This window comes from Pseudomonas sp. B21-021, assembly GCF_024749205.1.
GTDB lineage: Bacteria > Pseudomonadota > Gammaproteobacteria > Pseudomonadales > Pseudomonadaceae > Aquipseudomonas > Aquipseudomonas paraglycinae.
Genome location: NZ_CP087192.1, coordinates 1,669,783 through 1,696,335, shown reverse-complemented (window position 1 = coordinate 1,696,335; position 26,553 = coordinate 1,669,783). Strand labels below are relative to the sequence as shown.

17 protein-coding genes are annotated in these 26,553 nt (G+C 61.8%); 11 read left to right on the top strand and 6 right to left on the bottom strand.

From position 1 onward, the window contains the following. Positions 1 to 114 precede the first annotated feature (114 nt). Positions 115 to 930, bottom strand: a complete 816-nt coding sequence (locus tag LOY31_RS07585) for a UDP-2,3-diacylglucosamine diphosphatase (RefSeq protein WP_007958385.1) — start codon at positions 928 to 930, stop codon at positions 115 to 117. A 132-nt stretch (positions 931 to 1,062) separates the two neighbouring features. Between LOY31_RS07585 and LOY31_RS07580 the strand changes: the two genes are divergently transcribed. Both LOY31_RS07580 and LOY31_RS07575 read left to right on the top strand, forming a co-directional pair. Beyond that, complete coding sequence (locus tag LOY31_RS07580; protein ID WP_258713060.1) at positions 1,063 to 1,827, top strand: AraC family transcriptional regulator; 765 nt, start codon at positions 1,063 to 1,065, stop codon at positions 1,825 to 1,827. Positions 1,828 to 1,899: 72 nt separating this feature from the next. Next, a complete protein-coding gene (locus LOY31_RS07575) occupies positions 1,900 to 2,793 on the top strand; it encodes a DMT family transporter (RefSeq protein WP_085605699.1) in 894 nt (297 codons plus the stop codon). Here the strand turns inward: LOY31_RS07575 and LOY31_RS07570 are convergent. Continuing rightward, a complete protein-coding gene (locus LOY31_RS07570; protein ID WP_011332993.1) occupies positions 2,787 to 3,074 on the bottom strand; it encodes a SelT/SelW/SelH family protein in 288 nt (95 codons plus the stop codon). The two genes, LOY31_RS07575 and LOY31_RS07570, sit on opposite strands and share 7 nt — an antisense overlap. A gap of 71 nt (positions 3,075 to 3,145) precedes the next feature. Between LOY31_RS07570 and LOY31_RS07565 the strand changes: the two genes are divergently transcribed. Further along, the gene (locus LOY31_RS07565; RefSeq protein WP_085605695.1) at positions 3,146 to 5,347 is read left to right on the top strand and encodes a patatin-like phospholipase family protein; all 2,202 of its coding nucleotides are present in this window, start codon (positions 3,146 to 3,148) and stop codon (positions 5,345 to 5,347) included. A gap of 6 nt (positions 5,348 to 5,353) precedes the next feature. On the opposite strand, the gene LOY31_RS07560 is transcribed toward LOY31_RS07565, so the two are convergent. The 3 genes from LOY31_RS07560 to recQ form a co-directional block, all read right to left on the bottom strand. After that, complete coding sequence (locus tag LOY31_RS07560; protein WP_258713059.1) at positions 5,354 to 7,129, bottom strand: FimV/HubP family polar landmark protein; 1,776 nt, start codon at positions 7,127 to 7,129, stop codon at positions 5,354 to 5,356. Between the two features lie 127 nt (positions 7,130 to 7,256). Then, a complete protein-coding gene (locus tag LOY31_RS07555; protein ID WP_039765478.1) occupies positions 7,257 to 7,691 on the bottom strand; it encodes a MarR family transcriptional regulator in 435 nt (144 codons plus the stop codon). A 134-nt stretch (positions 7,692 to 7,825) separates the two neighbouring features. Then, positions 7,826 to 9,955: a DNA helicase RecQ gene (gene recQ / locus LOY31_RS07550; RefSeq protein ID WP_007958398.1), complete on the bottom strand. Its 2,130-nt coding sequence runs from the start codon at positions 9,953 to 9,955 to the stop codon at positions 7,826 to 7,828. A 277-nt stretch (positions 9,956 to 10,232) separates the two neighbouring features. Here recQ and LOY31_RS07545 point away from each other — a divergent pair, with 277 nt between their 5' ends. From LOY31_RS07545 to LOY31_RS07520, 6 genes are all read left to right on the top strand, one after another. Then, positions 10,233 to 10,820 carry a YecA family protein gene (locus LOY31_RS07545; protein WP_007958400.1) on the top strand — a complete coding sequence of 196 codons (588 nt, stop codon included), beginning with the start codon at positions 10,233 to 10,235 and terminating at the stop codon, positions 10,818 to 10,820. A 10-nt stretch (positions 10,821 to 10,830) separates the two neighbouring features. Further along, positions 10,831 to 11,226: a YbaN family protein gene (locus LOY31_RS07540; RefSeq protein WP_221533363.1), complete on the top strand. Its 396-nt coding sequence runs from the start codon at positions 10,831 to 10,833 to the stop codon at positions 11,224 to 11,226. A 123-nt stretch (positions 11,227 to 11,349) separates the two neighbouring features. Continuing rightward, the gene (locus LOY31_RS07535) at positions 11,350 to 12,039 is read left to right on the top strand and encodes an AAA family ATPase (RefSeq protein ID WP_258713058.1); all 690 of its coding nucleotides are present in this window, start codon (positions 11,350 to 11,352) and stop codon (positions 12,037 to 12,039) included. Between the two features lie 25 nt (positions 12,040 to 12,064). After that, the gene (locus tag LOY31_RS07530) at positions 12,065 to 12,742 is read left to right on the top strand and encodes an AAA family ATPase (RefSeq protein WP_258713057.1); all 678 of its coding nucleotides are present in this window, start codon (positions 12,065 to 12,067) and stop codon (positions 12,740 to 12,742) included. Between the two features lie 18 nt (positions 12,743 to 12,760). Then, positions 12,761 to 13,408, top strand: a complete 648-nt coding sequence (ptuB, locus tag LOY31_RS07525) for a retron Ec78 anti-phage system effector HNH endonuclease PtuB (protein ID WP_221533365.1) — start codon at positions 12,761 to 12,763, stop codon at positions 13,406 to 13,408. A 403-nt stretch (positions 13,409 to 13,811) separates the two neighbouring features. Next, on the top strand, positions 13,812 to 14,189 hold the full coding sequence (locus LOY31_RS07520) for a DUF6124 family protein (RefSeq protein WP_258713056.1): 378 nt from the start codon (positions 13,812 to 13,814) through the stop codon (positions 14,187 to 14,189). A 221-nt stretch (positions 14,190 to 14,410) separates the two neighbouring features. Here the strand turns inward: LOY31_RS07520 and LOY31_RS07515 are convergent, their stop codons facing one another. Next, positions 14,411 to 22,318 (bottom strand): retention module-containing protein, encoded by a 7,908-nt coding sequence (locus LOY31_RS07515; protein ID WP_258713055.1) that lies wholly within the window; start codon positions 22,316 to 22,318, stop codon positions 14,411 to 14,413. 531 nt (positions 22,319 to 22,849) lie between these two features. On the opposite strand from LOY31_RS07515, the gene LOY31_RS07510 reads away from it, so the two are divergent. After that, positions 22,850 to 24,208: a TolC family outer membrane protein gene (locus LOY31_RS07510; protein WP_258713054.1), complete on the top strand. Its 1,359-nt coding sequence runs from the start codon at positions 22,850 to 22,852 to the stop codon at positions 24,206 to 24,208. A 180-nt stretch (positions 24,209 to 24,388) separates the two neighbouring features. Beyond that, positions 24,389 to 26,548 (top strand): type I secretion system permease/ATPase, encoded by a 2,160-nt coding sequence (locus LOY31_RS07505; RefSeq protein WP_007956599.1) that lies wholly within the window; start codon positions 24,389 to 24,391, stop codon positions 26,546 to 26,548. Positions 26,549 to 26,553: the final 5 nt, after the last annotated feature.

Here is a 26,553-nt window from a genome sequence, read left to right as displayed (position 1 = left end):
TTCGCGGGCAAGCCCGCTCCCACAGGTTTCGCGCCGTACACAGAATCTATGAGCGACGCGGTCACTGTGGGAGCGGGCTTGCCCGCGAAGAGGCCATCGAAACCACCAGAGATCCTAAGCCAGCTCGGCAACCTTCGCCGCTTTCAATTCCGCTTCCCGCGCCTGCGCATCCGCCAGGCGATACAGCTCGATCGTGCCGTCCCAGTGCTCGATCAGCGCCGTGCATGACTCCACCCAATCGCCACAGTTGAGGTAATCCACCTCGCCGACCTTGCGGATCTCGGCGTGGTGAATGTGTCCGCAGACCACGCCGTGCAACTCGCGCTTCACGCATTCGTGGGCGATGGCTTCTTCGAAGTCGCTGATGAAGCTGACCGCGGTCTTCACCTTGTGCTTGAGATAGGCCGACAACGACCAGTAGCCGTAACCGTATTTCGCCCGCCAGTGATTGAGCCAGCGGTTGAGGGTCAGGGTGAATTCATAGGCCGAATCGCCGAGGAACGCGAGCCAGCGGTGATAGCGGGTGATCACGTCGAACTGGTCGCCGTGAATCACCAGCAGATGCCGGCCATCGGCGGTGACGTGCACCGCTTCGTCGACCAACTGGATATTGCCCAGAATCAGCTTTGAATAGCGGCGCAGGAATTCGTCATGGTTGCCGGTGACGTAAATCACCTCGGTGCCGCGCTTGCTCATGGTCAGCAAACGGCGGATCACGTTGGTGTGCGCCTGGGGCCAGTACATGCCGCCACGCAGTTTCCAGCCGTCGATGATGTCACCGACCAGGTAGATCTTGTCGGCGTGATAGCCCTTGAGAAATTGCGACAGATGCTCGGCCTGGCAATCCCGCGTGCCCAGGTGCACGTCGGAGATCCACAGGGTGCGAACCCGTTGTTTACGGCTGGGTCTGGCGAGCTCGGCGCTGGTCATGGGCAACCCTCTGCGATGTTTTCGCCACTCTGCGCGCGCCCGGTTAATCGACCATGACAGGTATGCGTCAGTCGTGTGACAAACGCGTCGCCCCTGCGCCGGTGTAGACTGGCGGCTCGCCCGGAGACCGCCATGCAACCGATCCTGACCCTGCGCCATTACAGCCACGACCTGATCGTCCACAGCCACGATCACGCGCAACTGGTGTTCGGCCTGTCTGGCGCGCTGGATTTCGAAGTCGAAGGGCGTGGCAGTCAGGTATTGCAGCAGAGCTTCGTGGTGATCCCCGCCGGCGCGCATCATGCGTGTGGCAGTCCCAAGGGCAGCCGCTGTCTGGTGCTGGATGTGCCGGACGAGCAATGGCTGGCGCGCTCGCTGGGCGACCACGCCGATGCCAGCCGTCGTCTGCTGGACAACGCCGCGCGGTTGTCGCTGGATGCCGGGCAAGGTCAATTGGTCAACTGGCTGGCGAACAGTCCGGTGGACGACCCGCTGATTGCGCAACAAGGCGCGGTGTTGTTGCTGGCGAGCCTGAACCACGTGCCACCCGCCGAGATCGTCGCGCGCCGCCTGCCCTACGCGGCACTCGACGCGCACATCGAGCAGTACGCGGCCTATCCGCTGCAAGTGGCGGATCTGGCGCGTGTCGCCGGATTGTCCAGCGCCCGGCTGCATGCGCGGTTCGTCGCCGAATGCGGGCAGACACCGATGGACTACATTCGCAGTCGCCGTCTGCACAAAGCCGTGGCGCTGTTGCGCAACACCATGCTGCCCGTCGGTGAAGTGGCCAGCCGTGTTGGCTACAACTCGCAAAGCGCGTTTTCGGCCGCCGTCCTGCGTGAGTTCGGCACCTCTCCTACACAATTGCGACGCGAGGCTGACGACAAAAGTCGATAGCCTGCCGACAGACTTTTCGGCCGTTACACGCTTCAATGTGTGCCTGTAATCGTGTTTGGAAAAAGGACTGCAATGACTCCCCGTACCGCCCTCGGCGCCCTGCATATCGGCGCACTGATGTTCGGCCTGACCGGCGTCTTCGGCAAACTCGCGGCCGCAACGCCCGCCGTCATCGTGTTCGGGCGCGCCGCGTTTGCCGTGCTGGCCCTGGCGTTTTTCGCCCGTTTCGCCCAACAGGGTGGCTGGCAGAAACTGCAAGCCGTCGACTGGCGGCGACTGGCCCTGAGCGGTGTGCTGCTGGCCGGGCACTGGGTGAGCTTCTTCATTGCGGTCAAGGTTGCGGGCGTCGCCATTGCGACCCTGGGTTTCGCCAGTTTCCCGGCCTTCACGGTGATCCTCGAAGGACTGATCTTCCGCGAACGCATCCGCATCAACGAAATCGTGCTGGTGGTGCTGGTCAGTGTCGGACTGGTGCTGGTGACCCCGGCGTTCGATCTGGCCAGCGGCGCGACCACCGGCCTGCTCTGGGCGATCCTGTCCGGCCTGCTGTTTTCCCTGTTGTCCCTGACCAACCGCGCCAGCTCCGGGCGCATCCCGGCGGTGCAGGCGGCGCTGTGCCAGAACGTGGTGGTGGCGCTGTGTCTGCTGCCGGTGGCCGCACCGCAACTGAGCGAAGTGCGGGCCATCGACTGGTTGTGGATCGGTCTGCTCGGGGTGTTCTGCACCGGCGTCGCCCACAGCCTGTTCGTCGCCAGCCTCGCGGTCATCAAGGCGCGTACCGCCGCGGTGGTGTTCGCCATGGAGCCGGTGTACGGGATTACCGTGGCCTGGCTGCTGTTCGATGAAGATCCGACCCTGCGCATGCTGATCGGCGGTGCGCTGATCATCGTCGCCATCGTGGTGTCGAGCCGGATGTCAGGCAGCAACGACAAGAAGACCGTCGCGGCCGAAGCCGCCTCTCACTGAGTACGGTCGTTGTGGCCGAGGTCGCGGTCCGGGTCGATCTGGTCACGCACCCGCTGCTTGAGCACCTTAGCTTCGGGGAAACCGCCGTCGGCCTTGCGTTCCCAGATCTGCACGTCGTTGCAGGTGATGTGGAATATCCCGCCGGTGCCCGGCACCAGTGACACTTTGCCGAGGTCGTCGCCGAAGGTGCTGAGCAGCTCTTGCGCCAGCCACGCGGCGCGCAACAGCCACTGGCATTGCGTGCAATAGGTGATGACGATTTCCGGTTTTGTGACGGTCATGATCGCTGAAACTCCTGAGCCAGAGGGCGCCGCTATAATAGCCGGCTTTATCGCTCGCCCCGAGACTCACGATGCGTCGTCTTCTGATCTGCCTGTTGCTTGGTTTCCTACCCCTGTTCGCTGGTGTCAGCGTCCATGCCAGTGAGGCAACACGCCCGAAAGTCGGCCTGGTGCTGTCCGGCGGCGCGGCCCGTGGCCTGGCGCACATCGGTGTGCTCAAGGCCCTGGAAGAACAAGGCATCAAGATCGATGCGATTGCCGGCACCAGCATGGGCGCGGTGGTCGGCGGGCTGTACGCCTCGGGCTACAAGATCGACGAGCTGGAAAAGCTCGCCCTGACCATCGACTGGCAGCAGGCGCTGTCCGACGCCCCGCCCCGTGAAGACGTACCGTTCCGGCGCAAGCAGGACGACCGCGACTTTCTGGTGAAACAGAAACTGAGCTTTCGCGATGACGGCAGCCTCGGCCTGCCATTGGGCGTGATTCAGGGCCAGAACCTCGCGCTGCTGCTGGAAAGCCTGCTGGCCCATACCAGCGACACCCGGGATTTCGACAAGCTGCCGATCCCGTTCCGCGCCGTCACCACCGACATTGCCAACGGCGAAAAAGTGGTGTTCCGCAAGGGCCACCTGCCCCAGGTGATCCGCGCCAGCATGTCGATCCCGGCGGTGTTCGCCCCGGTCGAACTCGACGGCCGATTGCTGGTGGATGGCGGCATGACCGACAACATTCCCCTCGATGTGGCCCGTGAAATGGGTGTCGACGTGGCCATCGTGGTCGACATCGGTACCCCGCTGCGCAATCGCAAGCAACTGGTGACCGTGGTCGATGTGCTGAACCAGTCGATCACCCTGATGACCCGGCGCAACTCCGAAGAACAACTGGCGACCCTGCATCCCGATGACGTGCTGATCCAGCCGCCACTGGCGAGTTTCGGCGCCACCGATTTCGGTCGCGGCCAGGAGATGATCGACGCCGGCTACCGCGCGACCCAGGCCCTGAACGTGCGCCTCGCGCGCCTCAAACCCGTGCAGTCGCAGGACGCCGAGCTCAACGCCGCCCGCGCACCGGGCCAGCGAACGCCGATCATCACCGCGATCAAGGTCGAGAACGACTCGAAAGTCGGCGATGACGTGATCCGCTACTACATCCGCCAGCACATCGGCGAGCCGCTGGATCTGGGCCGTCTGCAAACCGACATGGGCACCCTGTACGGCCTCGATTACTTCGAGCAGGTGCAATACCGCGTGGTGCACAAAGGCGCGGATCACACGCTGGTGATCAGCGCGCGCGGCAAACGCACCGGAACGGATTACCTACGGGTCGGCCTCAACCTGTCGGACGACATGCGCGGCGACAGCGCCTTCAACCTCGGCGCCAGTTACCGCATGAACGGCATCAACCGGCTCGGCGCGGAATGGCTGACCCGGGCGCAGATCGGCGATAAACAAGAGTTGTACAGCGAGTTCTATCAGCCGCTGGACGTGGGCTCTCGCTACTTCGTCGCACCTTATGCGTCGTTTGCCGCACAGAACGTCGACTCGGTTCTGGACAACGATCCGATCGCCCAGTATCGCGTCGAGCGCTATGGCTTCGGCCTCAACTTTGGCCGGCAGATCGGCAACAGCGGCGAAGTCCGTTTCGGCGTCGGCGAAGCCTGGGGCAAGGCGGATGTGCGGATCGGCGATCAGGATCTGCCGAGCGAAAACTTCAACGAAGGGTTCTATGCGCTGAAGTATTCCTTCGACTCGCTGGACAACGTCTACTACCCCCACGAAGGCGAAGACATTGGCCTGACGCTGGTGCAGTTCGAGCCGAGCCTGGGTTCCGACACGCGCTACCGGCAGTGGGAATTCAAACTGGACAAGGCCATGAGCAGTGGCCCGGATACGCTGATTCTGGGTGGCCGTTACGGCCGCACGCTGGACGATGCCAACGTGGTGACCTCCAGTTTCCTGCTCGGCGGCGCCCGGCAATTGTCCGGTTTCCGCGAGGACGCGATCTCCGGGCAGAACGTCAGTCTGATGCGCGCGGTGTATTACCGCCGCCTCACGCCGCGCTCTTACCTGCCGCTGGACTTCCCGCTGTACGCCGGCGCCTCGCTGGAACGCGGCCGGGCCTGGAACAACGACAATGAGTTCGACAGCGGCTACATCAACGCGGCCAGCGTGTTCATCGGCTTCGATACGCCGCTGGGGCCGTTGAATTTCAGCTATGGCCTGAACGATGCGGATGAACAGGCGGTGTACCTGAACCTCGGGCAGACCTTCTGACGGCAGTCAACGAATCCCCGCCAACAGCGTGCGCGCCGTTTGCCTGAGGGGTTCGTCGGCTTCCTTGAGCAGTTCGTTGAGCAAGGCAATGGCGCTGTCGATATCGCCGTGGTCGATGCAGGTCTGGGCCTGTTCGAGTTTGCCGGCGTTGGCGGTGTCTGAGGGTTCGGGTTCCGGGGCTTGTAGCTCCAGTGGTTCGAGCGAGAGCGACGTGCCGGGATCGCCAAACTCGTTGAGGAAGTCCTCATCCAGCGGCTGCGTTTCCGGTTCGACGATCCATTCCAGCTCGGCGGTTTCGGCGTCGTCGGCCAGGGTTTCCGGCAATTCGAAATCCTGTGGCAGTACCTGCAGATCGGAACCCAGCGTTGATGGCGGCTGTTCAGGTGCTGTGGTGGCCGGGCGAGTTTCCTCAAGATCCCAACTGGAGGCCATCGAGAGTTGATCCAGATTCAGTTCGAAATTGTCTTCGGGTTCCGGCTCCACAGGGGGTTCGATCGGCAGCGCGGCAATCACCGGGGCCGCCGCCACCAAAGGCGCGGCGCTGACCAGTTTCGGGTAGCGGGCGCGAATCTCCTGCAAGCGCTGATCCTCGACCCCGAGCTGGCGCAGACGATTTTCCTGCTCGTCATAGGCCGGGGTGTCGCCCTGCCGCCCCAGCACTTCAAGCAATTGCACGCCGAGGTCGATGCGCTCCGGTTCCCGCTGCAACGCATCACGCAACAAACCGGCGGCCTCGCCCAAGCGTCCGTAGGCCAGATAAATACCGACCGCTTCCAGCACATCGCCGTTGGCGTGTTCCTCGCGATGTTCGACCGCACTGTGAACGGCACTCGGCTGCATCGGTTCGGCGTCGTCGACCAGGGGTTCGTTTCGTACCGGCAGGAACGGTGTCGGCGACTCAGACCCTTGCGCCTGCTGGCGTTGCCGGCGCACATACAGCCCTGCCACCAACAATCCCAGTACCAGCAGCAGTCCGCCAAGCAGCGGCCAGTTGAGTGAATCCTCCTGAGACTCGACCGGGGCAATGACCGGCGCAGGCGCAGGTGCCACGGGCGCTACCGGTGCCGGCGGCGCCTGTTGCACTTCAATCAGCCGGGCCTGCAAATCACCGAGCTGTTTCTTGCCGTCAGCGATCAGCACTTCCTGGGCCTGAAGCTTCACGTTCAATTCATCGATGGTTTTTTGCAGTTGCTGGTTCTGCACAAGGCTCGCCGCCAGTTGCTCGGCCTGGGCGTCGGCGACCGGAGCCGGCGGCTGCACCGGCGCAGCAGGTTTGGCCGGCGTGGTTGCGGACGGCGCCTCGGGGGTCGGGAATTCCGACGATTGCGCACGCGCAGTTGGCTCATCGGTAGTCGGGACAATCCCCGGAGTACCCGGCGGATCGATCAGCACGGTGTATTCGCGCAGCAGGTGGCCATTGGGCTGATCGAGCTGCACGAGGAAATTCAGAAAGGGTTCGTTGACCGGTTTGCTGGACGTCACCCGAATCATGTTGCGATTGCCACGCAGGATCGGAGTGAACTTGAGGTCATTGAGAAAGAACACGCGCTCGATGCCGGCGCGGCCAAACTCGTCCGCCGAGGCCAGACGAACCGCCAGTTCGCTTTCGCCGACGCCCCCGACATCCACCAGAGCGATGTCAGCCTTGAGCGGCTGATTGAGGGCTGAATGCACGGTGATGTCACCGAGCCCCAGCGCCAATGACGCGGTGGACCAGGTGAGAACACCGGCCACCAACAGCGAGTTGGCGCAACGCAGTACCACGTGCCGACTTCCGAGCATGAGCATCCCTTAAATAAGCAAAACCGACTTCTATGCGTTCGCACATCCGGTACGAACACGATATTGCCCAGTAGTTCTTATAGTCTGCCCAGCGCGATCTCTCAAAAAAACGGCACGCGGTTGTGCCTCAAGACTTTTCCAGATTGGCCAGAATGTGCCCGTGAACCCGCATGCAGACCTTCAGATCCGCCTCGTCGACGCCTTCGAACAATTCCTTGCGCAGTTGCGTGGCGATGGTTTCGATCTGTTCGATCAGCGGCAGGGCCGGTGCGCACAGCACGATTTTTTTCGCCCGGCGGTCTTCCATCACGGACTGGCGTTGCACCAGGCCCTGGCTTTCCAGGCTGTCGAGCAGACGGGCCAGGGTCGGCCCTTCGACGCCGACGCTTTGCGCCAGCTCCCGCTGGGTCGGCGCCTCTTCGAAGCGCGCCAGATGCAGCAGCACCAGCCAGCGTGCCTGGGACAAGCCCAGACCGGCCAGCCGGCGATCCAGTTCGGCACGCCAGCCACGCGACATCTGGGCCAATTGCATGCCAAAACGGTGTTGATCGGTTAACGGCATAAAACACTCATGATTAGACTGAACAAATAGAGAAAAACTAATTATTAGTCAGCTAAGCATGACATTTGGCTATAGGCAAGAGGCGTCCTGTACTGAATCGTTACAACCGTATAACGGTTGGCACAAACGCCCTCTTACATTTCAAACTCGGATTGCAGCGCAGCCCGCACGCAGTAAAGCACGCCCTCCGGTACGCGACCGGCAAACAGCTCGGCCACTTCGGCGACCGACGGCAACTCGCCTTCGCCGTCGAGGAACGCATCCTGGACTTCCCCCATCAGGTCTTCCGGCAAATCCAGCGCTTGCTCGAGCGACAGCTGCTGCTTGCCGATGGCTTCGGCGAGCATGGTGTAGACGTTCTTTTCCGAGCACTGCAACTGACCGGAGATCTGCAACGGCGTCATGCCGGCGCGGGCCAGGGTGATCAGTTCGTGGCGCACGTCGGCCACCACTTTCGGCGCCTCGGCCTCGCCGCCGAGCACTTCGAGGAAGGCCTCGCCGTAACGCTCCAGCTTGCGCGCGCCGACGCCGCTGACCCGTGCCATATCCGCCAGCGAGGTCGGCTGGCTGCGGAGCATTTCCAGCAGGGTCGAGTCGGGGAAGATGACATACGGCGGCACGCCATGTTCTTCCGCCAGTTTGCGCCGCAGGGCACGCAACGCTTCCCACTGTTCGCGCTCTTCGCCGCGCACGAGTTGGCTGGCCGGGCTCTTGCTGCCGCTCTTGGCGCTGACTTGCGGCTTGAGGTCGCGGCGCAGCTCCAGGCTCACTTCCCCCTTGAGCAGCGGACGGCAGGTGTCGCTCAGGCGCAGCCCGCCATAACCTTCGTGATCGACATCGGCCAGACCGCGGGCAACCAGCTGACGGAACAGCGAGCGCCATTCGCTCTCGCTCAACGCCTTGCCGACGCCGTACACCGACAGGTGCTGATGGCCGAAGCTGCGGACCTTTTCGTTGTCCTTGCCCAGCAGCACGTCCACCAGATGGCCGACGCCATAACGCTGGCCGGTGCGGTAGATCGCCGACAGCGCCTGACGCGCAGGCTCGGTGGCATCCCAGGTCTGTACACCGTCGGTGCAGTTGTCGCAGTGGCCGCACGGCTCGGGCATGTCTTCGTCGAAGTACGCCAGCAGCGCCTGACGGCGGCAGCGGGTTTCTTCGCAGAGCGAGAGCATGGCGTCGAGCTTGTGCTGCTCCAGACGCTTGTGGCGCTCGTCGCCCTCGGAGTTCTGCAGCATCTGCTTGAGCATCACCACGTCTTGCAGACCGTAGGCCATCCACGCGTCCGCCGGCAGACCGTCACGGCCGCCGCGTCCGGTTTCCTGGTAATACGCCTCAAGGGATTTCGGCAGGTCGAGGTGAGCGACGAAGCGCACGTTGGGTTTGTCGATGCCCATGCCGAACGCCACGGTGGCGACCATGATCAGGCCTTCCTCGTTGAGGAAGCGTTTCTGGTGATAGGCGCGCAGATCGTTGGGCAGACCGGCGTGATACGGCAGCGCCGGGAAGCCCTGCTCGGTGAGAAACGCGGCCACCTCCTCCACCTTCTTGCGCGACAGGCAGTAGACGATGCCGGCATCGCTGCGCCGCTCGGCGAGGAACGCCAGCAACTGCTTGCGCGGCTGCTCCTTGGGCACGATGCGGTAGAAGATGTTCGGCCGGTCGAAGCTTGAGAGGAAGCGCTCGGCGTTCTGCAAATGCAGGCGGGTGACGATCTCTTCGCGGGTGCGTTTGTCGGCGGTGGCGGTCAGGGCGATGCGCGGAACGTCGGGGAACATTTCCGCCAACTGCCCCAGTTGCAGGTATTCCGGGCGGAAGTCATGGCCCCATTGCGATACGCAGTGCGCTTCGTCGATGGCGAACAGCGCGATGTTCAAGCCTTGCAGGAACGACAGCATGCGCGGCTGCACCAGACGCTCCGGCGCCAGATACAGCATTTTCACTTCGCCGCGCTTGATCCGGTTGGCGAGGTCGCGCTGCTGTTCGGCGCTCAGTGTGGAGTTCAACGCGGCGGCGGCCACGCCCAGCTCTTCGAGGGTGGCGACCTGATCGTCCATCAAAGCGATCAGCGGCGAAACCACCACCGCCAGGCCATCGCGCAGCAGCGCCGGCACCTGGAAGCACAGGGACTTGCCGCCGCCGGTCGGCATCAGGACAAGGGCATCACCGCCACTGGCCACGCGCTCAATGATTGCACCCTGACGGCCACGGAAACTGTCGTAGCCGAAGATGTCCTTGAGGACGCGTTGAGCCTGTTCGAGCATAAAAACTCCAAAAATCCACCGAAACATCCCTGCACAGGCTGGTTCAAGACAGCCGAGGCTGCTTTAAACAAAACGTAAGCGCGCATTGCACCGCGCCGTACACAATCAGCTGCGACACCGGCAGGGATCGCAAAGCGCGGCAGTATACCCGAGCCCTCCCCGGCAAAGGGCACCGCCGATAAGATGCTTGTGCGGGCAAATCTGCCGTGCGGCTGGCTTGAGGGCTCAAGAAGGCCTAGAATTCCCGCATTGTTTATTCCCCCAAGGTAGCCCTTTAATGTCCTTCGCCGAGCAACTAACCCGCCTGCAAGTCTTCCTCGACGCCGACGAGCTGCATGAAGAGGCGCTGGACTACGTGGCCGCTCACGGTTACCTGACTGCGCTGTCGATCTGCGCCGACGTGGTCCCGGATCGTGAGTGGATCGACGCCCTGTTCGCCGAAGAGCCGCATTACAGCAGCGAAGCCCAGCGCGAAGAGATCGAAGCCACGCTGATCGGCCTGAAAGCCCACATCGCCCGCCAACTGGCCTCCGATGAAGAATTCGAGCTGCCATGCGAACTGGACCTGGGCGACGACCCGGACGATTCCGAACTGCGCGGCTGGTGCATCGGCTTCATGGAAGGCGTGTTCCTGCGCGAAGCGGCCTGGTTCGAAACCGCCGAAGAAGAAGTCAGCGAAATGCTCCTGCCGATCATGGTCGGTTCGGGCCTGTTCGACGAACAGCCCGAGTTCGAAGACATCGCCAAGGACGCCAACCTGATGGACGACATGATCGTCCAGATCCCGGAAGCCCTGACCGCGCTGTACCTGCTGTGCCAGGCGCCCGACGAAAAACCGGCGATCCTCAAGCCACGTCACCACTAAGATCCGGCCTATGGACAACCCCATAGGCAACCGCCCCCTGATGTTGCGCTACATCCTGCTGGCCATCGGCTGGCTGAGCGTGGCATTGGGGGTGATCGGGATATTCCTGCCTGTTCTCCCCACCACCCCCTTCCTTCTGCTGGCAGCCGCGTGCTTTGCCCGCAGCTCTCCGCGTTTCTATCAATGGCTGGTCGAGCATCCCCGGCTCGGGCCATGGATCCGCGACTACCTCGACGGCAACGGCATTCCGCTCAAAGGCAAGGTCTACGCGATCGGGCTGATGTGGGTGAGCATTCTGTTCTCGTGCTACCTGGTGCCGCTGGTGTGGGCGCGGGGGTTCATGTTGACCAGTGCGGTGCTGGTGACGGTTTATATCTTGCGGCAGAAGACCCTGAATAAATCTTGAAGCATTACGGGATGGCGAACAGGTATTCACCTGTTTTCATTCACAGTAGAATTTGCGCCAAATTGGTTCCCGCAAATACAGCGACTGCCGTAGCCTGGCATCGGTCTACATGGAGGAAAGTCTTTGAAACTGATCAGGCTCGAGCTGGAAAATTACCGCTGCTTTCCTGCACTGACGCTCGAACTGGACCCGCAGCTCACCTTACTGGTTGCGCGTAACGGTCAAGGCAAGACTAGTTTGCTTGATGCTCTCAAGGTGGCGCTGTGGCCCTTTGTGCGCGGTTTTGACTTGGGTAACGCTCCCCTGACCGGCATTCAGCCCGACGATGTTTTTTTACGTCCGGTCAAGACACATCAAATGGAGCCCTCTCTTCCAGCTCGATTGACAGCTCATGCTCATTTCCAGGACACCGAAACTTCGTGGTCGCGCAGTCGAATCAGCATCCGTAAGGGGACGAAAACCCGCAGCGATCCGGGCGCGCGAGCTCTTGAAAACAGAGCTCGCATTCTACAAGGCTGGATCTTTCACAACGTCTTGATGGATGTCAGCGAAACGATCAATCTGCCCGTTCTGGCGTATTACGGTACGAGTCGCCTGTGGAGGGATAACACCCCCACTTCTGATCCCGTCGATAACGCAGAGTTTTCCAGAACCTATGGATATCGGGACAGTCTTGACCCTGCGTCCAATTACAAACAGTTCAGCAAATGGTACACACGAATTTTTCGCAGCTATCGCGAAGAACAAATTCGCAGTCTTGAACGTGGAAAAGCTACTTTCGATGTTAAAGACGATTTTTTGAATCCGGTTTAAAGCAGTCCAATACGCAGTTAACTCGATGCTTGAATCACAAACTGGATGGAGAAATCTGGCCTACAGTAGTGAATTCGCAGATTTGGTGCTGGAACACCCAATACATGGCGTGCTGAAAGTCAGCCAGCTCAGCGACGGTATCCGCAACATTGTTGCCTTGGCAGCCGATATCGCCTATCGCTGCGTAAAGCTGAACCCCCACCTTGGAAGCGCCGCATCATACCAATCAAGGGGCGTGGTTCTGATCGACGAAGTCGATATGCACCTTCATCCCGCGTGGCAACAAACCGTAATACCTGATTTGCTTAACGCATTCCCCAAAATTCAGTTCATCGTCACTACTCACAGTCCTCAGGTCCTCACCTCAGTCCCTGCACATTGCATCCGAGTGTTACAGACCGTATCCGACGAAGGAATCAGGCGCATCACTGTGAGTAATGTAGATCAACAGACTCAAGGAGTAGCTAGCTCCCAGGTACTGGCGCATGTCATGGATATCGACCCGACACCCAACAATGAGCCTGCACGAAACCTGAGTTTGTACAAGGGTTTGATCCAACAAAATCTGCATGAAACAGCAGAAGGATTGGAGCTACGAACGTATCTGGAAAAGCACTTCACAACCCAGCACCCATATATGCTGGATTGCGATCGACTGATCCGTCTTGAAGCCTTCAAGCGCAAGCAACTGACGAAACAGTAAGGACAAAGGAATCGGCCAATGCGAAAGCTTGTTCGAGGTGACAGCCCGCCATGTCTTACCCGCTACAGACATGGCGTGCATAGATGGACTCTTCAATCTCCAACACAGCCCGAACGCGACCAAGTATGGGAGCACCTTCGAGCTATGCAAGACACCCGTTGCGCCTACTGCGACGCAGATATCAGCAACCTCAAACGTGCTCACATCGAGCACTTTCGGCAGAGAGATCGTTACCCACAGGGCACTTTCGACTGGACCAACTTGTTTGGCTCATGCAATCGGGAAGATGCCTGCGGCAAATTCAAAGATGACTGCGGCCCGTATGATCACAATCTCCTGATCAAACCTGACGTAGACGATCCCGATGATTTTTTAATCTTCGTCAAAGATGGCACCATTATTCCACGCGCCGATCTGAATGACCGTGCACGGCGCAGAGCTCTTGAGACGTTGCGCATTTTCAACCTGGATGCCCAAAATGGAGCACTGCGTGCAATGCGGCAGGAGGCCATTCGCCCGCATCTGGACACTGCACATGCAATCATGGAGATGTTTGAAGAGTTCCCTCAAATTGATATTCAGGAGTTCATCGAGGGAGAGATTCAGAAGATTGCACACCTCCCGTTCTCTACATCGATCCGGCACACGCTTTCCGTAAGATCTTGATTAGAGCACTCACCGAGTTCGAAAAGCCCGCCTTCCTGATCAACCGGGAGCGCGGGTTTATCCTTTTCGCGCCTTCGCAAATCCTTGTTGAATAGTGTTGAAAGTTATATCTGTCAGACCACGCAACCTTGCGCCTTTGCCTACGCATCCGCCAGAATCCGCCGGCTTGTGCGCCTTGGGGGCGGGTTCTATTGTTTGGCGGTCGCTGAAAAGCAGCGATCGGGTTTAGCAGCCCGGTTAACTTCAAGGCACGTTGGTGTCGCCAATGTTTTGTCATGGCGGCTGACGTGGGGCACTTCGGTGCGCCGGGATCCTTGAGCCTGGTCTGCTAACCCGCGTTCAGCCGCCACCCCCTTCGTTTAGCAGCGATGGATGACGGCTCCATTTCTCAAGGAGCTTCACCATGATCAAACCAACGCCAAACCCGCCCGAAGTCGATTCGACTTCCCCCTACGAAACCCTCGACTCCAAGAAATTCCACGAAGCCGCCGAGCGCGCGCTCGATCATTACCTCAATCCCCTCCTCCCCCGAAAACCGCTGCTCAAACCCAACACCCGCTACCTCATCGCGCCCGGTATCGACAGCGAAGAACTGCTGGCCGATGCGTGCGAAACCCTGACTTCGGCCAAGACCATGGCCAATGACTTCGCCGGGCTGGTGGATGGCTCGCACCGGCATGTGTTGTTAGGGATTGCGCAGTTGATCATGCTGGGTGAGCTGGCGGTGAATCGGGTGCTGGATAATCTGGAGTTGAAGGCTGATGCGCCTGCTGTAGCCTGAGCAAAGAAAAACCCGCCGTCTGATCGTTCCCACGCTCTGCGTGGGAATGCAGCCCGGGACGCTCTGCGTCCCAAAGAGCGGACGCAGAGCGTCCATTGAGGCATTCCCACGCGGAGCGTGGGAACGATCAAGTGTTTCGAGGTGGGGGCGATCGACGCGCAAAACAAAACCCGCCGTCCCGTTTGATCGGGACGGCGGGTTTTGTCGTTTCAGCGTTCAGATCAAACCGTGTCCACCTTCAACGAATGATCATTCAACATGCCGTTGATGATCGTCGCCGTGTCATGCCCGCTGGCGATCAACCCACCCGCCCCCGGCGTTACACCGTAGTGGCTCGCCAGGTTGACGCCGGCCAGGTCGATGGTCTGGTTCGGCGTGGCGCCGGCCATGGCGCTGACGTCGATGCTGGTCATGACCGAGGCGCCGCTGCCGGTGACGGTGAAGTGCAGGTAGTCATCCAGTGACGCCGACGTGCCGTTTTCACCTTGCAGCAGTTGCGACAGGTCGAGCTTGTCGGTGCCGGGGGTGAAGTCGGTGACGAGGTCGTGGCCGCTGTTGCCCTTGAGCCACTGGAAGGTGTCGGCGCCCGGTCCGCCGGTGAGGGTGTTGTTGCCCATCCCGCCGATCAGCAGGTCATCGCCCCCGCCGCCGTTGAGGATGTCGTTGCCCAGGCCGCCGTTGATCACGTTGTTATTGTTGTCGCCGGTGAGGGTGTCGTTGAAGTTCGAGCCGACGAGGTTTTCGATACCGGTCAGGGTGTCTGTCCCGGCGCCAATGGTGTTTTGCGCACCGAGCAGGCCGAGGTTGACCGTCACCCCGGCAGTCGCGTGGGCATAGCTGGCGGTGTCGATGCCGGTTCCGCCGTCGAGCAGGTCATTGCCCGGGCCGCTGTAGAGCAAGTCGTTGCCGGCGCCGCCGTGCAGTTCGTTGTTGCCGGAGCCTGCGGTGAGCACGTCGTTGCCGTCGCCGGCGTTGATGATGTTGTCGCCGGTGCCGGCCACCAGTACGTCATCGCCCGAGGTGCCAGTGAGGGTGTGGCCGTCTTGATAGCTGATGGTCACGTTCGCCGTGTCGCTGCCGCCGTGGTTGTCGTTGGCGGTGTAGGTGCCGTGGTAGTCCGGGGTGATGTCGTGGGCCCCGGCGTAGTTGAGGGTCATGGTCAGCTGGTAGTTTTCCGCCGCGTTGGCGTTGCTGCCCGTGGTGTTGGTGATGTTGGTGATGTGGATCTGGTAGACGCCGTCGGACGTCGCGGTCAGGGTCTGGCCGTCGGCGAGTGCGATGTAGGCGCCACCGTTGATCGAGTACTCCATGGTGATATGACCGGCCGCCAGGTTGTGGTCCAGGTTGAGGGTTTCGCCCTGGCGCAGGTTGACGGTGATGCGGTCTTCATCGTTGGCGTTGGTGTTGGTCACCGCGCCGAGGTAGCCGCTGACCACCAGCACGGCGGTCATGGTCGCGGCGTTGGCGCTGAACGAATTACGCACGTTGGCCAGGTTCTGGTTGGCGGCGGTGTTGGCGTTGGTGCCGGTGAAGCTGATCGCGCCGGTGCCGGTGAAGTCTGCCGATTTGGAGATCCAGCCGGTGTTGAACGAGGTTGGCGTGGCGTTGAGCGTATCGCCGTTCGGGTCGGTATCGTTGGCCAGCAACAGTTCACCCGGCACCACGATGTTGCCCGACAGCACGTTGGTGATGATGTGATCGTCCGCCGCTACCGGAGGCGCGTTGGGGATCACTTTCACGGTCAGCGTCGAGCTGGCAAGGTCGCCGTCGTTGTCGCTGAGGGTGAAGCCGATGTTCTCGGTGATCACCACGGCGGTGGTTTTCTGCGAGGTGTAGCTGTAGTCGCCGGTATCGAGGTTGACCACCAGGGTGCCGCTGTTGTTGGTGGCGATGCTCAGGGTGTTGTTCACCGTGTTGAACGTGCCGTGGTTGGCGCCGCCGCTGGCGACCAGTGAACCCTGGCCACCGTTGGCTTTCGGGTCATAGGTGTAGGTGGTGCCGTCGACCACAATGGATTTGATGAACCCGCCATCGGCGCCGAACGTGCCGCCCTCGCCGATCAACGAACCGGTGACCGGCGCGCCCTGCACCGTGCCGGACAGCACCGAGTTGAGCTGGTTGAGATCAGTGACCACCACCGCGTTGGTGTTGGTGTGGGTGATGCCGTCGTACGCCAGCGGATCGAGGTTGGCGTTGCTCACGCCGCTACCCAGGCCGATCGCGTAGTTCTTGATGTTGTTGGCATCGAGGAACGCCTTGAGCGTCGCTTCGTCGGCGGTGCCGATGTCACCCTCGTTGGGTTTGCCGTCGGAGAAGAAGTAGCCGACGTTCTGCGCCCCGGTGAGTTTGCCCGAGGTGTTGAACGCGTTGTACATGGTCGCCACGGCCGCGTCGTAGTTGGTGCCGCCGCCCGCGCTGAGGCCGGCCAGTATCGTCTTGGCCGTGGCGACATCGACCCACACCGAAGTGCGGTCAGTGGCGTTGCTGCTGAAGGTGACGAGTTGCACTTTCACATCACCCAGATCGTCGTACTTGTCGAGCAAGGCGCTGATTGCCTGCTTGGCCAGTTCCAGCCGCGACAGGCCCGGCACGCCGGAGGCGTCGGCCATGCTGCCGGAGATGTCGAGGACGATGAGGATGTTGGAGTCGATCTCCACCGCCGCCACCGAACGATCCGAGGTCACCGCTTTGGGCACGTCGTCGACGATGTTGACCACGATGGTGCTGGTGGTGCTGTTGCCCAGCGCATCGGTGGCTTTGTAGGTGAAACTTTCGCTCAGGGTGTTCGGCCCGTCGTTGGCGTTCGGCGTGGTTTTCGGCGCCGAGGTCAGGGTGTAGGTGTAGGTGCCGTCGGCGTTGAGCTGGATCTGCCCGTAAGTCCCGGTGGCGCTGCCGACCAGGGTGTAGGTGATCGCCCCGCTGCCACCGCTGACCGAACCGACCAATGTGCCGGTCGAGGTTTCGCCGGTGTTGCCCGGGTCGCTGCCGGTGACCGTGCCGGGGGCCAGGTCTTGCCCGTCCTTGGTCAGGTCGAGGGCTTTTTCGTAGACGGTCACGTCCTGATCGGTCGAAGCCACGAGTTTGCTGTCGGCGACATTGACGGTGATGGTGGTGGTGCTTTCGTCGCCGTCACTGTCGCGGATGGTGTAGGTGAAAGTGTCGGTGGCGCCCGGCGGGCTCACCGAGTTCGGGTTGCTGTGATAGACCGCGTTGCCGGCCGCATCAAGGGTCAGGTAACCGTAGCTGCCGTTGATGTTGTTGCCGAGGCCACCGATGGCCGAGGTCGCAGTGTTACTGCCGGCGCGCACGCCGACCACGATCGCCGCGCCATCTGCGCCGCTGACATCGTTGCCCAGCACGCTGATGTTGACCGTGCCGCCCTCCGCCACCGAGCCGGTGTCGGGTTTGGCGGTCGGCAGGTCATCGATGATGTTGACGTTGATCTGCCCGGTCGCCGTGCTGCCGTCGGTGTCCGTCGCCACCACGTTGAAGTTCTCGGTGATGCTGTTGGCGCCGTTGGCGTTCGGGTGGGTTTCGTTATCGACCAGGGTGTAGCTGTAACTCACCACGCCGGTAGTCGGGTTGTAACCGGTGATGGTCAGCGTGCTGCCCAGCGGGGTGACGGTCGATTGCGGGAAGCCGGCGGCCACGCCGTTGGTCATCACGGCGATGCCGCCCACGGTCAGGGTTTGCAGACCGTCGAGCGCGGTGACGGTGAAAGTGCCGCTCTGGGTCAATGCCGGGGTGTTGGGGCTGGTGCCGTCGCTGAGGTTTTTCTCATAGACGGTCAGCTCGCCGCCATTCACGTCGAGGCCGTTGAGGACCACCGGATCGTCGTTGTTGTGAATGTTCAGCACCAGATTCGCAGTGCTGGTATCGCCGTCGGCATCGGTCAGGGTGTAGGTGAAGGTCTCGGTGCCGTTGCCACCGCCGTGCAGGTTTTTGAAGTCTGCATCGTTGGTGTTCAGCGTGTAGGTGTACGTGCCGTTGGCGTTCAGCACCAAAGTCCCGTAAGTCCCGGTGAAGGTGCCGGGGGTGATCGGGCCGGCATTCGGGCCGGTCGCCACCACGTCGGCGCCTTGCACGTCGTTGGTCAGCACGTTGCCGTTGAGGGTCAACTGGGTTTCCGACGCGGTGCTGGCGTTGCTGTCGTTGATCGCCTTCGGCACGTCATCGACGATGCTGACCACGATGGTGCTGGTGACGACGTTGCCCAGCGAATCGGTGGCCTGGTAGGTGAAGGTTTCGGTCAGGGTGTTGGCGCCGTCATCGGCGTGCGGGGTGGTGCTGGCCGGTGAGGTCAGGGTGTAGGTGTACGTGCCGTTGGGGTTGAGCACGATCTGCCCGTAGTTGCCGGTGGCGCTGCCGACCAGCGCGTAGCTGATCGCACCGACCGCGCCGGTGACCGAGCCGACCAGCGTGCCGGACGCGGTTTCCCCGGTGCTGGTCGGATCGCTGCCGGTGACCGTGCCAGGGGCCAGGTCTTGCCCGTCCTTGGTCAGGTCGAGGGCTTTTTCGTACACGGTGACGTCGGTGTCGCTGACCGCGCACAGCTTGCTGTTGGAAACGTCGATGGTGATGGTGGTGGTGCTTTCATCACCGTCGGAATCACGCACGGTGTACACGAACACGTCCACCGCACCCGGGCCGCTCACGGTATTCGGGTTGCTGTGATAGACCGCGTTGCCGTTGGCGTCGAGGGTCAGGTAGCCGTAGGTGCCGTTGATGTTGCTGTTGAGGCCGCCGATGGCCGAGGTCGAGGTGTCGGAACCGGCGCGCACGCCCACGACCGCGCCACTGGCTGCCGGGCCGTCAGCGCCGCCGATGTCGTTGTCCAGCACGTTGCCGCTGACGGTGCCGCCCTCCTGCACCGACGTCGCGTCGGGTTTGGCGGTCGGCAGGTCATCGATGATGTTGACGTTGATCTGTCCGGTGGCGGTGCTGCCATCGGTATCGGTCGCCACCACGTTGAAGTTCTCGGTGATGCTGTTGGCGCCGTTGGCGGTCGGATGGGTTTCGTTATCCACCAGGGTGTAGCTGTAGCTGACCACGCCGGTGGCCGGGTCGTATCCGGTGATGGTCAGCGTGCTGCCCAGCGGGGTGACCGCCGATTGCGGGAAGCCGGCCGCGACGCCATTGGTGATCACGGCAATGCCGCCCACGGTCAGGGTTTGCAGACCGTCGAGGGCGGTGACGGTGAAGGTGCCGCTTTGGGTCAGCGCCGGGGTGTTGGGGCTGGTGCCGTCGCTGAGGTTTTTCTCGTAGACGGTGAGTTCACCGCCGTTGACGTCGAGGCCGTTGAGGTAGACCTGATCGTCGTTGTTGTGGATGTTCAGCACCAGGTTGGCGGTGCTGGTATCGCCGTCGGCATCGGTGATGGTGTAGGTGAAGGTTTCAGTGCCGTTGCCGCCGCCGTGCAGGTTTTTGAAGTCTGCATCGTTGGTGTTGAGGGTGTAGGTGTATGTGCCGTTGGCGTTCAATACCAAGGTGCCGTAAGTCCCGGTGAAGGTGCCTGCGGTGATTGGGCCGGCATTCGGGCCGGTCGGTACGCGGTCGGCGCCTTGCACGTCGTTGGTCAGGACGTTGCCGCCCAAGGTGAGGTTGGACTCCGAAGCGGTGCCCGTGTTGCTGTCGTCCACGCCTTTTGGCAGGTCGTCGACGATGTTCACGTCCAGCGTCGCGTTGGCGGTGGTGCCGTTGTCATCGACCACGGTCACGGCGAACTGCTCGTTGAGCACGTTGGCGCCGTTGGCGGTTGGATGCGCTTCGTTGTCGACCAGGGTGTAGCTGTAGCTGACGACGCCGGTTGCCGCGTTGAAGCCGGTAATCGTCAGCGTGCTGCCCAGTGGTGTGACGGTGGATTGCGGGAAGCCTGCGGCAACACCATTGGTGACCACGGCAATGCCGCCGATGGTCAGGGTGGTGACACCATCGAGAGCTGTGATGGTGAAGGTGCCGCTTTGGGTCAGGGCTGGAGCATCAGGGCTGCTGCCGTCACCGAGGTTTTTCTCGTAGACGGTGAGTTCACCACCATTCACGTCGAGGCCGTTGATGATCACCGGATCGTCGTTGTTGTGGATCTGCAGGACGAGGTTCGCGGTGCTGGTGTCGCCGTCGGCATCGGTGATGGTGTAGGTGAAGGTCTCGGTGCCGTTGCCGCCGCCGTGCAGGTTTTTGAAGTCTGCATCGTTGGTGTTGAGGGTGTAGGTGTATGTGCCGTTGGCGTTCAATACCAAGGTGCCGTAAGTCCCGGTGAAGGTGCCTGCGGTGATTGGGCCGGCATTCGGCCCGGTCGGTACGCGGTCGGCGCCTTGCACGTCGTTGGTCAGGACGTTGCCGCCCAAGGTGAGGTTGGACTCCGAAGCGGTGCCCGTGTTGCTGTCGTCCACGCCTTTTGGCAGGTCGTCGACGATGTTCACGTCCAGCGTCGCGTTGGCGGTGGTGCCGTTGTCATCGACCACGGTCACGGCGAACTGCTCGTTGAGCACGTTGGCGCCGTTGGCGGTTGGATGCGCTTCGTTGTCGACCAGGGTGTAGCTGTAGCTGACGACGCCGGTCGCCGCGTTGAAGCCGGTGATGGTCAGCGTGCTGCCCAGTGGCGTGGTCACCGATTGCGGGAAGCCTGCGGCCACACCGTTGGTGACCACGGCGATGCCGCCGATGGTCAGCGTAGTGACGCCATCAAGAGCAGTGATGGTGAAGGTGCCGCTCTGGGTCAGGGCTCCCGAATCCGGGGCGCTGCCGTCGCCGAGGTTTTTCTCGTAGACGGTGAGTTCACCGCCCTCGACGTTCAACCCGTTGATGACCACCGGGTCGTCGTTGTTGTGGATCTGCAAAACGAGGTTCGCGGTGCTGGTGTCGCCGTCGGCATCGCGCAGGGTGTAGGTGAAGGTCTCGGTGCCGCTGCCACCACCGTGCAAGGCTTTGAAGTCGGCATCGCTGGTGTTCAGCGTGTAGGTGTAAGTGCCGTTGGCATTCAGCACCAGGGTGCCGTAAGTGCCGGTGAAGGTGCCACCGACCACCGGGCCACTGTTGGGGCCGACGGGGATCCGGTCGGCGCCCTGGGTGTCGTTCGGCAGCACGTTGCCGGTCAGGGTCAGCAGGGTTTCCGAGACGGTGTTCGGATTTGTGTCATCGACAGCCTTGGGCACGTCGTCGGTGATGTTGACGTCCAGCGTGCCGGTGGCGGTGTCGCCATTGCTGTCGCCGGCGATCACGGTGAATTGTTCGCTGAGGTTATTGGCACCGTCGCCCGCCGCGTGGGTTTCGTTGCCGTTGAGGGTGTAGCTGTAGCTGACCGTGCCGGTGGCCGGGTTGTAGCCGGTGATGGTCAGGGTGTTGCCCAGTTGTGTGGTGATCGATTGCGGGAAACCGATCGGCACGCCACCGACGATCACGTTGATGCCGCCGATGCTCAGGCTGCTCAGGCCGTCCGGCGCCGACACCGTGAAGCTGCCGGTCTGGGTCAGCGCGCCAGGGTTGGCGGCGGAACCGTCGGGCAGATTGGCTTCGTTGAGATTCAATTCGCCACCGGCAACAGACAGCCCGGTGAGTGTGACCGGATTGTTGACTGGCGGTGGTGGTGGAGCGATCGGCGCGGTGTCGTCACCGTTGTCGATCACCGCGTTGTGGCGTTCTTCGGGAAACTCGGGAATGCCATTGAAACCGGCGGTGGGGAAACCGATGACCGGATCGACCCGGCCCGCCACTTCGGTCAGCAATACAAAACTGTGGCCGCCGCCCAGGCCACCTGGCGCGCCACCGGTTGCTCCGGGGCCGGCCGCTGTCGCTTCGGCGGTTTTGGTCGGGTCATCGCCGGCGGCAATGGCTTTCTGGATCTGTTCGACGTCGGTCAGTTGCGACTCGCTCGGGGTCACCGCTTCCGGAGCATTGACGTGGGCGGCCTGATCGGCGAGCAACTGGCCGGTCATGGTCAGGCTGCTGTCCCGACCGAGGGTCAGCTCCTGGCCATTTTGCAGATGGACGGCAACCGCGCCCTCCGCCCCGGTGATCAATTGATCCCCTGCAAACAGCCGATCGCCTTCGACCAATGGGCGGCGAATGCCGTCTGCCGATTGAGCGAAAACCTGACCAATGACTTTAGTGACGATCCCGATGAGCGTTGCCATGTGCATTCCTCCGCTGCCGACCACCGTCGGCGCTGGTTCGCGAAGCAGCCCATGGCTCAAGCGGGTTGTCGGGGCGACGCTCGCACCTCGACAGTTCGTTTCGCAGGTTGCGCAAATCCAGAAACTCCAGCGCCATCAAGCACTTGGAATCTCTGTTCGATGCAGCAGGCCCACTAACGCTACGTAACGGTGGTGAATCACCCGAGTGACAAAAAAATGTCGCTCATCAGCCGCTACGCGTCCCTCCCCTTTAGCAGTACTTCGCCGTATGTCGCAAAGTGAGTGGAACTTTCCTCAAGCCTTTCTGTGCTCCCTAAAGCTCATAAAACAAAGGCTTTCGAGTGGAACAATGTGCTGGATTTGGCGAACCGCATAAGTTTTTTTTGGCATAACCCATATGAAAATTTTTTCTTAGCTACGCTTCAGGATGTTCTTAGCTCTGTTGTTACAGGCATGAAACGCTTTCTACTAAAAATATCGTCAATAAATTGGCGACAGCGGAACACCATCAGGACTCAGGGAGATGCACCCATGCGCGTACTAACCCCCCTCTGCAGCGCGGTTTTGCTGGCCATGGCTTGCACTTCCCAAGCCCAGGCCATGAACCTCACCGAAGCGATCCAGAGCACCATCGCCACCCACCCGGAACTTGCCTCGCGCGTGGACGCGCGCCTGTCAGCTGATGAACAGGTGAAAGTCGCCAAGGGCGGCTTCTATCCGTCGGTGGATCTGAACGCTGCTTACGGGCGCGGTTACACCGACAACACCAACACCCGGGCCTTCGGTAATCACCACACCGAAATCCTCAATTACACCCAGTCCGAGTTGCGTCTGCGGCAGATGCTGTTCGACGGTTTCAACACTGCCAACGAAGTCGAGCGCACCAAGGGCGTTTCCAACTCGCGCGCCTATTACGCGCAAGGCACCGCCCAGGACCTGGCCCTGCGCACCATCGAGGTCTACCTCGAAGTGCTCAAGCGCCGTGAACTGGTGACCCTGGCCAGGAACAACCTGCAGGCACACTTGCGCGTCAACGATCAGATCGGCCTGCGCACCGAGCGCGGCGTGGGCAGCACCGCCGACTCCGATCAGTCGGTCGCCCGTAAGGCGCTGGCACAGAACAACCTCGACACCGCCGAAGTCGATCTGGCCGACGCCGAGTCGAACTTCTACAGCGTGGTCGGGCGTATGCCGGATGAACTGGAAACCCCCGCATCGACCCGTGGCGAGTTGCCCGCCACCCTGCCCGAAGCCCAGCAGAGCATGGTCGAGAACAACCCGTACCTGAAATCCGCCCAGGCTGACGTGCAATCGGCCGAGAGCCAGTACGAAGTCGCCAAGTCGCCGTTCTACCCACGCTTCGATGCGGAGGCGGCAGTCGGCGCCAACAACAACGTGCAGGGCGACGAGGGCCACGACAACGAATGGCGGGTCGGTGTGGTGATGAACTACAACCTGTTCCGTGGCGGCAGCGACAAGGCACGACTGGCCTCCGACGCGCACCAGATCAACCAGGCGATGGACATCCGCAACAACGCCCTGCGCCAGCTCAACGAGAACATTCACCTGGCCTGGAACGCCATGGTCAACGCCAAGAAACAGACCCCGACCGCCCGCGAATACGCCGAAACCACCAAGCGTGTGCGCGCCGCGTATCAGGACCAGTTCGGCCTCGGCCAGCGCACCCTGCTCGACCTGCTCGACAGTGAGAACGAGCTGTACAACGCCAACCGTCGCTACACCGAAATCCGCTACACCGAGGAATATTCGATGTACCGCGTGCTGGCGAACATGGGCCAGTTGTTAAACAAACAGCGGGTCGTGCTGCCGGCCGATGCGATTGCCGCGACCGAGGTGAAGAACGAAGCACGCTTGCCAGAGCTGAAATAACCACGCTGCCGGAGCTGTCGAAAGCTGTGATCTGATCGTTCCCACGCTCTGCGTGGGAATGCAGCCCGTGACGCTCCGCGTCACTGGACGCTGAGCGTCCCTAGAGGCATTCCCACGCGGACGGTTCGACGCCTCGACGTGGGAACGATCAACTGAAGTAGTGCCAGGGGAGCGATCAATATGACCAGCATGCAACCCGGTAACACCGGGATCGATCCGCGGCTGAGTTTCGATGACCCGTTGCTCGACGGTCTGTTGATCCTCTGCAAACTGCATGGCGCGACGGTCAGTCGCGCCAGCCTGAGCGCCGGGCTGCCCCTGGACAAACAACGCCTGAGCCTGGACCTGCTGCCCCGCGCCGCAGCCCGGGCCGGGTTGCAGGCGCGCTTGCTGCGCCGGGAACTCAAAGACATTTCACCGCTGAACCTGCCGGTGCTGTTGCTGTTGGGCAACGGGCGCACGGCGGTGCTGCGGCGGTTTGCCGAAGACGGCAAGGCGCTGATCCTGCCCAGTGAAGCCGACGGCGGCGAGCAATGGGTCAGCCGTGAAGAGCTCACCGAACACTACAGCGGCCAGGCCCTGTTCGCCCGGCCACGGCATGAACTGGAAGACCTGCGTTCACCGTTGGTGCCACGGGTGCAAGCGTGGTTTCGCGACACCCTGAAGCTGTCGAAATGGCTGTACAGCGACGCGATCCTCGCCAGTTTCCTGATCAACCTGCTGGGCCTGATGGTGCCGCTGTTTGTCATGCAGACCTACGACCGCGTGGTGCCCAATCAGGCCACGTCGACGCTGTGGGTGCTGTCGATCGGATTGTTGATCGGCACCGGTTTCGAACTGGTGCTGCGAGTGGTGCGCGCGCACTTACTGGACACCGCCGGCAAGAAAACCGATGTGATCCTTTCCGCGACTTTATTCGAGCGCATCACCGGCATGTCGATGAAGGCCCGGCCGGCGACCATCGGCGGATTCGCCCAGAGCATTCACGACTTTCAGGGCCTGCGGGAATTTCTCACCGCCGTGACCCTGACCAGCCTGATCGACCTGCCTTTCGTGGTGTTGATGCTGGTGGTGATCGGCCTGCTCGGTGGCTGGCTGGTGGTGATTCCGCTGCTGGCGTTTCCGATCACGATCGTGTTCGCGATGATCATTCAGGCCCGCCTGCGCGACACCGTGCAGAAAAGCCTGAGCCTCGGCGCCGAGCGCCAGGCGTTGCTGATCGAAACCCTCGGCGGCCTGGAAACCCTCAAGGCGTGCAGCGCCGAAAGCGAGCGCCAGCACAAATGGGAAAGCACCCATGGCGCCCTCACCCGCCTCGACAGCCACGCCCGTAATCTCTCGGCGCTGGCCACCAACGGCACGCTGTTCATCCAGCAGTTTTCGGGGATGGCGACGATTGTGGCCGGGGTCTACAGCATCATCGCCGGCAACCTAAGTGTCGGCGCGCTGGTGGCCAGTTACATGCTCGGCAGCCGCGTGCTCGCGCCACTGGGCCAGATCGCCGGGTTGATTACCCGCTACCAGCAAGCGCAACTGACCATGAAAAGCACCGACGCGCTGATGTCCCTGCCTCAGGAGCGCGACGGTAAACAACGGCCACTGGAACGCACGCAACTGCAAGGCGCGCTGGACGCCAACGCCGTGACTTTCCATTACAACGGCCAGAATGCGCCGGCCCTGAGCAACGTCAGTTTCAGCGTCAAACCCGGCGAGCGGATCGGCATCATCGGCCGCAGCGGCTCGGGCAAAAGTACGTTGGCGCGACTGGTGATGGGCTTCTACGAACCGGAAGAAGGCCAGTTGCTGCTCGACGGCCTCGACCTGCGGCAACTGGATGTCGCCGACCTGCGCCAGCAGATCGGTTACGTCGCCCATGACCTGCCGCTGCTGGCCGGCAGCCTGCGTGACAACCTGACCCTCGGCGCCCGCTATATCAGCGATTCACGGATGCTTGAAGTGGCCGAACTGACCGGCGTCACCGAGCTCGCCCGCCAGCACCCGCAAGGCTTCGACCGGCCGGTGGGCGAGCGCGGGCAACTGCTCTCCGGTGGCCAGCGCCAAGCCGTGTTGCTGGCACGGGCGCTGTTGCTCGACCCGCCGATCATGCTGCTCGACGAACCCACCAGCGCCATGGACAACAGCAGCGAAGACGTCCTGCGCCAGAAGCTGCACGGCTGGGTGCAGGGCAAAACCTTGCTGCTGGTCACCCACCGCACCTCGATGCTGAGCCTGGTGGACAGGTTGCTGGTACTGGACAACGGCCGGATCGTCGCCGACGGTCCGAAAGAAGCGGTCATCGATGCACTGCGCAAGGGCCGGGTCGGCTCGGCAGCGGTCTAGGAGTT

Coding starts and splice junctions, on each gene's coding strand:
- ptuB (WP_221533365.1), top strand. CDS start 12,761: ATGCGAAAGCTTGTTCGAGGTGACAGCCCGCCATGTCTTACCCGCTAC.
- LOY31_RS07555 (WP_039765478.1), bottom strand. CDS start 7,691: ATGCCGTTAACCGATCAACACCGTTTTGGCATGCAATTGGCCCAGATG.
- LOY31_RS07515 (WP_258713055.1), bottom strand. CDS start 22,318: ATGGCAACGCTCATCGGGATCGTCACTAAAGTCATTGGTCAGGTTTTC.
- LOY31_RS07530 (WP_258713057.1), top strand. CDS start 12,065: ATGCTTGAATCACAAACTGGATGGAGAAATCTGGCCTACAGTAGTGAA.
- LOY31_RS07570 (WP_011332993.1), bottom strand. CDS start 3,074: ATGACCGTCACAAAACCGGAAATCGTCATCACCTATTGCACGCAATGC.
- LOY31_RS07580 (WP_258713060.1), top strand. CDS start 1,063: ATGCAACCGATCCTGACCCTGCGCCATTACAGCCACGACCTGATCGTC.
- LOY31_RS07505 (WP_007956599.1), top strand. CDS start 24,389: ATGACCAGCATGCAACCCGGTAACACCGGGATCGATCCGCGGCTGAGT.
- LOY31_RS07560 (WP_258713059.1), bottom strand. CDS start 7,129: ATGCTCGGAAGTCGGCACGTGGTACTGCGTTGCGCCAACTCGCTGTTG.
- LOY31_RS07540 (WP_221533363.1), top strand. CDS start 10,831: ATGGACAACCCCATAGGCAACCGCCCCCTGATGTTGCGCTACATCCTG.
- LOY31_RS07575 (WP_085605699.1), top strand. CDS start 1,900: ATGACTCCCCGTACCGCCCTCGGCGCCCTGCATATCGGCGCACTGATG.
- LOY31_RS07510 (WP_258713054.1), top strand. CDS start 22,850: ATGCGCGTACTAACCCCCCTCTGCAGCGCGGTTTTGCTGGCCATGGCT.
- LOY31_RS07545 (WP_007958400.1), top strand. CDS start 10,233: ATGTCCTTCGCCGAGCAACTAACCCGCCTGCAAGTCTTCCTCGACGCC.
- LOY31_RS07565 (WP_085605695.1), top strand. CDS start 3,146: ATGCGTCGTCTTCTGATCTGCCTGTTGCTTGGTTTCCTACCCCTGTTC.
- LOY31_RS07585 (WP_007958385.1), bottom strand. CDS start 930: ATGACCAGCGCCGAGCTCGCCAGACCCAGCCGTAAACAACGGGTTCGC.
- recQ (WP_007958398.1), bottom strand. CDS start 9,955: ATGCTCGAACAGGCTCAACGCGTCCTCAAGGACATCTTCGGCTACGAC.
- LOY31_RS07520 (WP_258713056.1), top strand. CDS start 13,812: ATGATCAAACCAACGCCAAACCCGCCCGAAGTCGATTCGACTTCCCCC.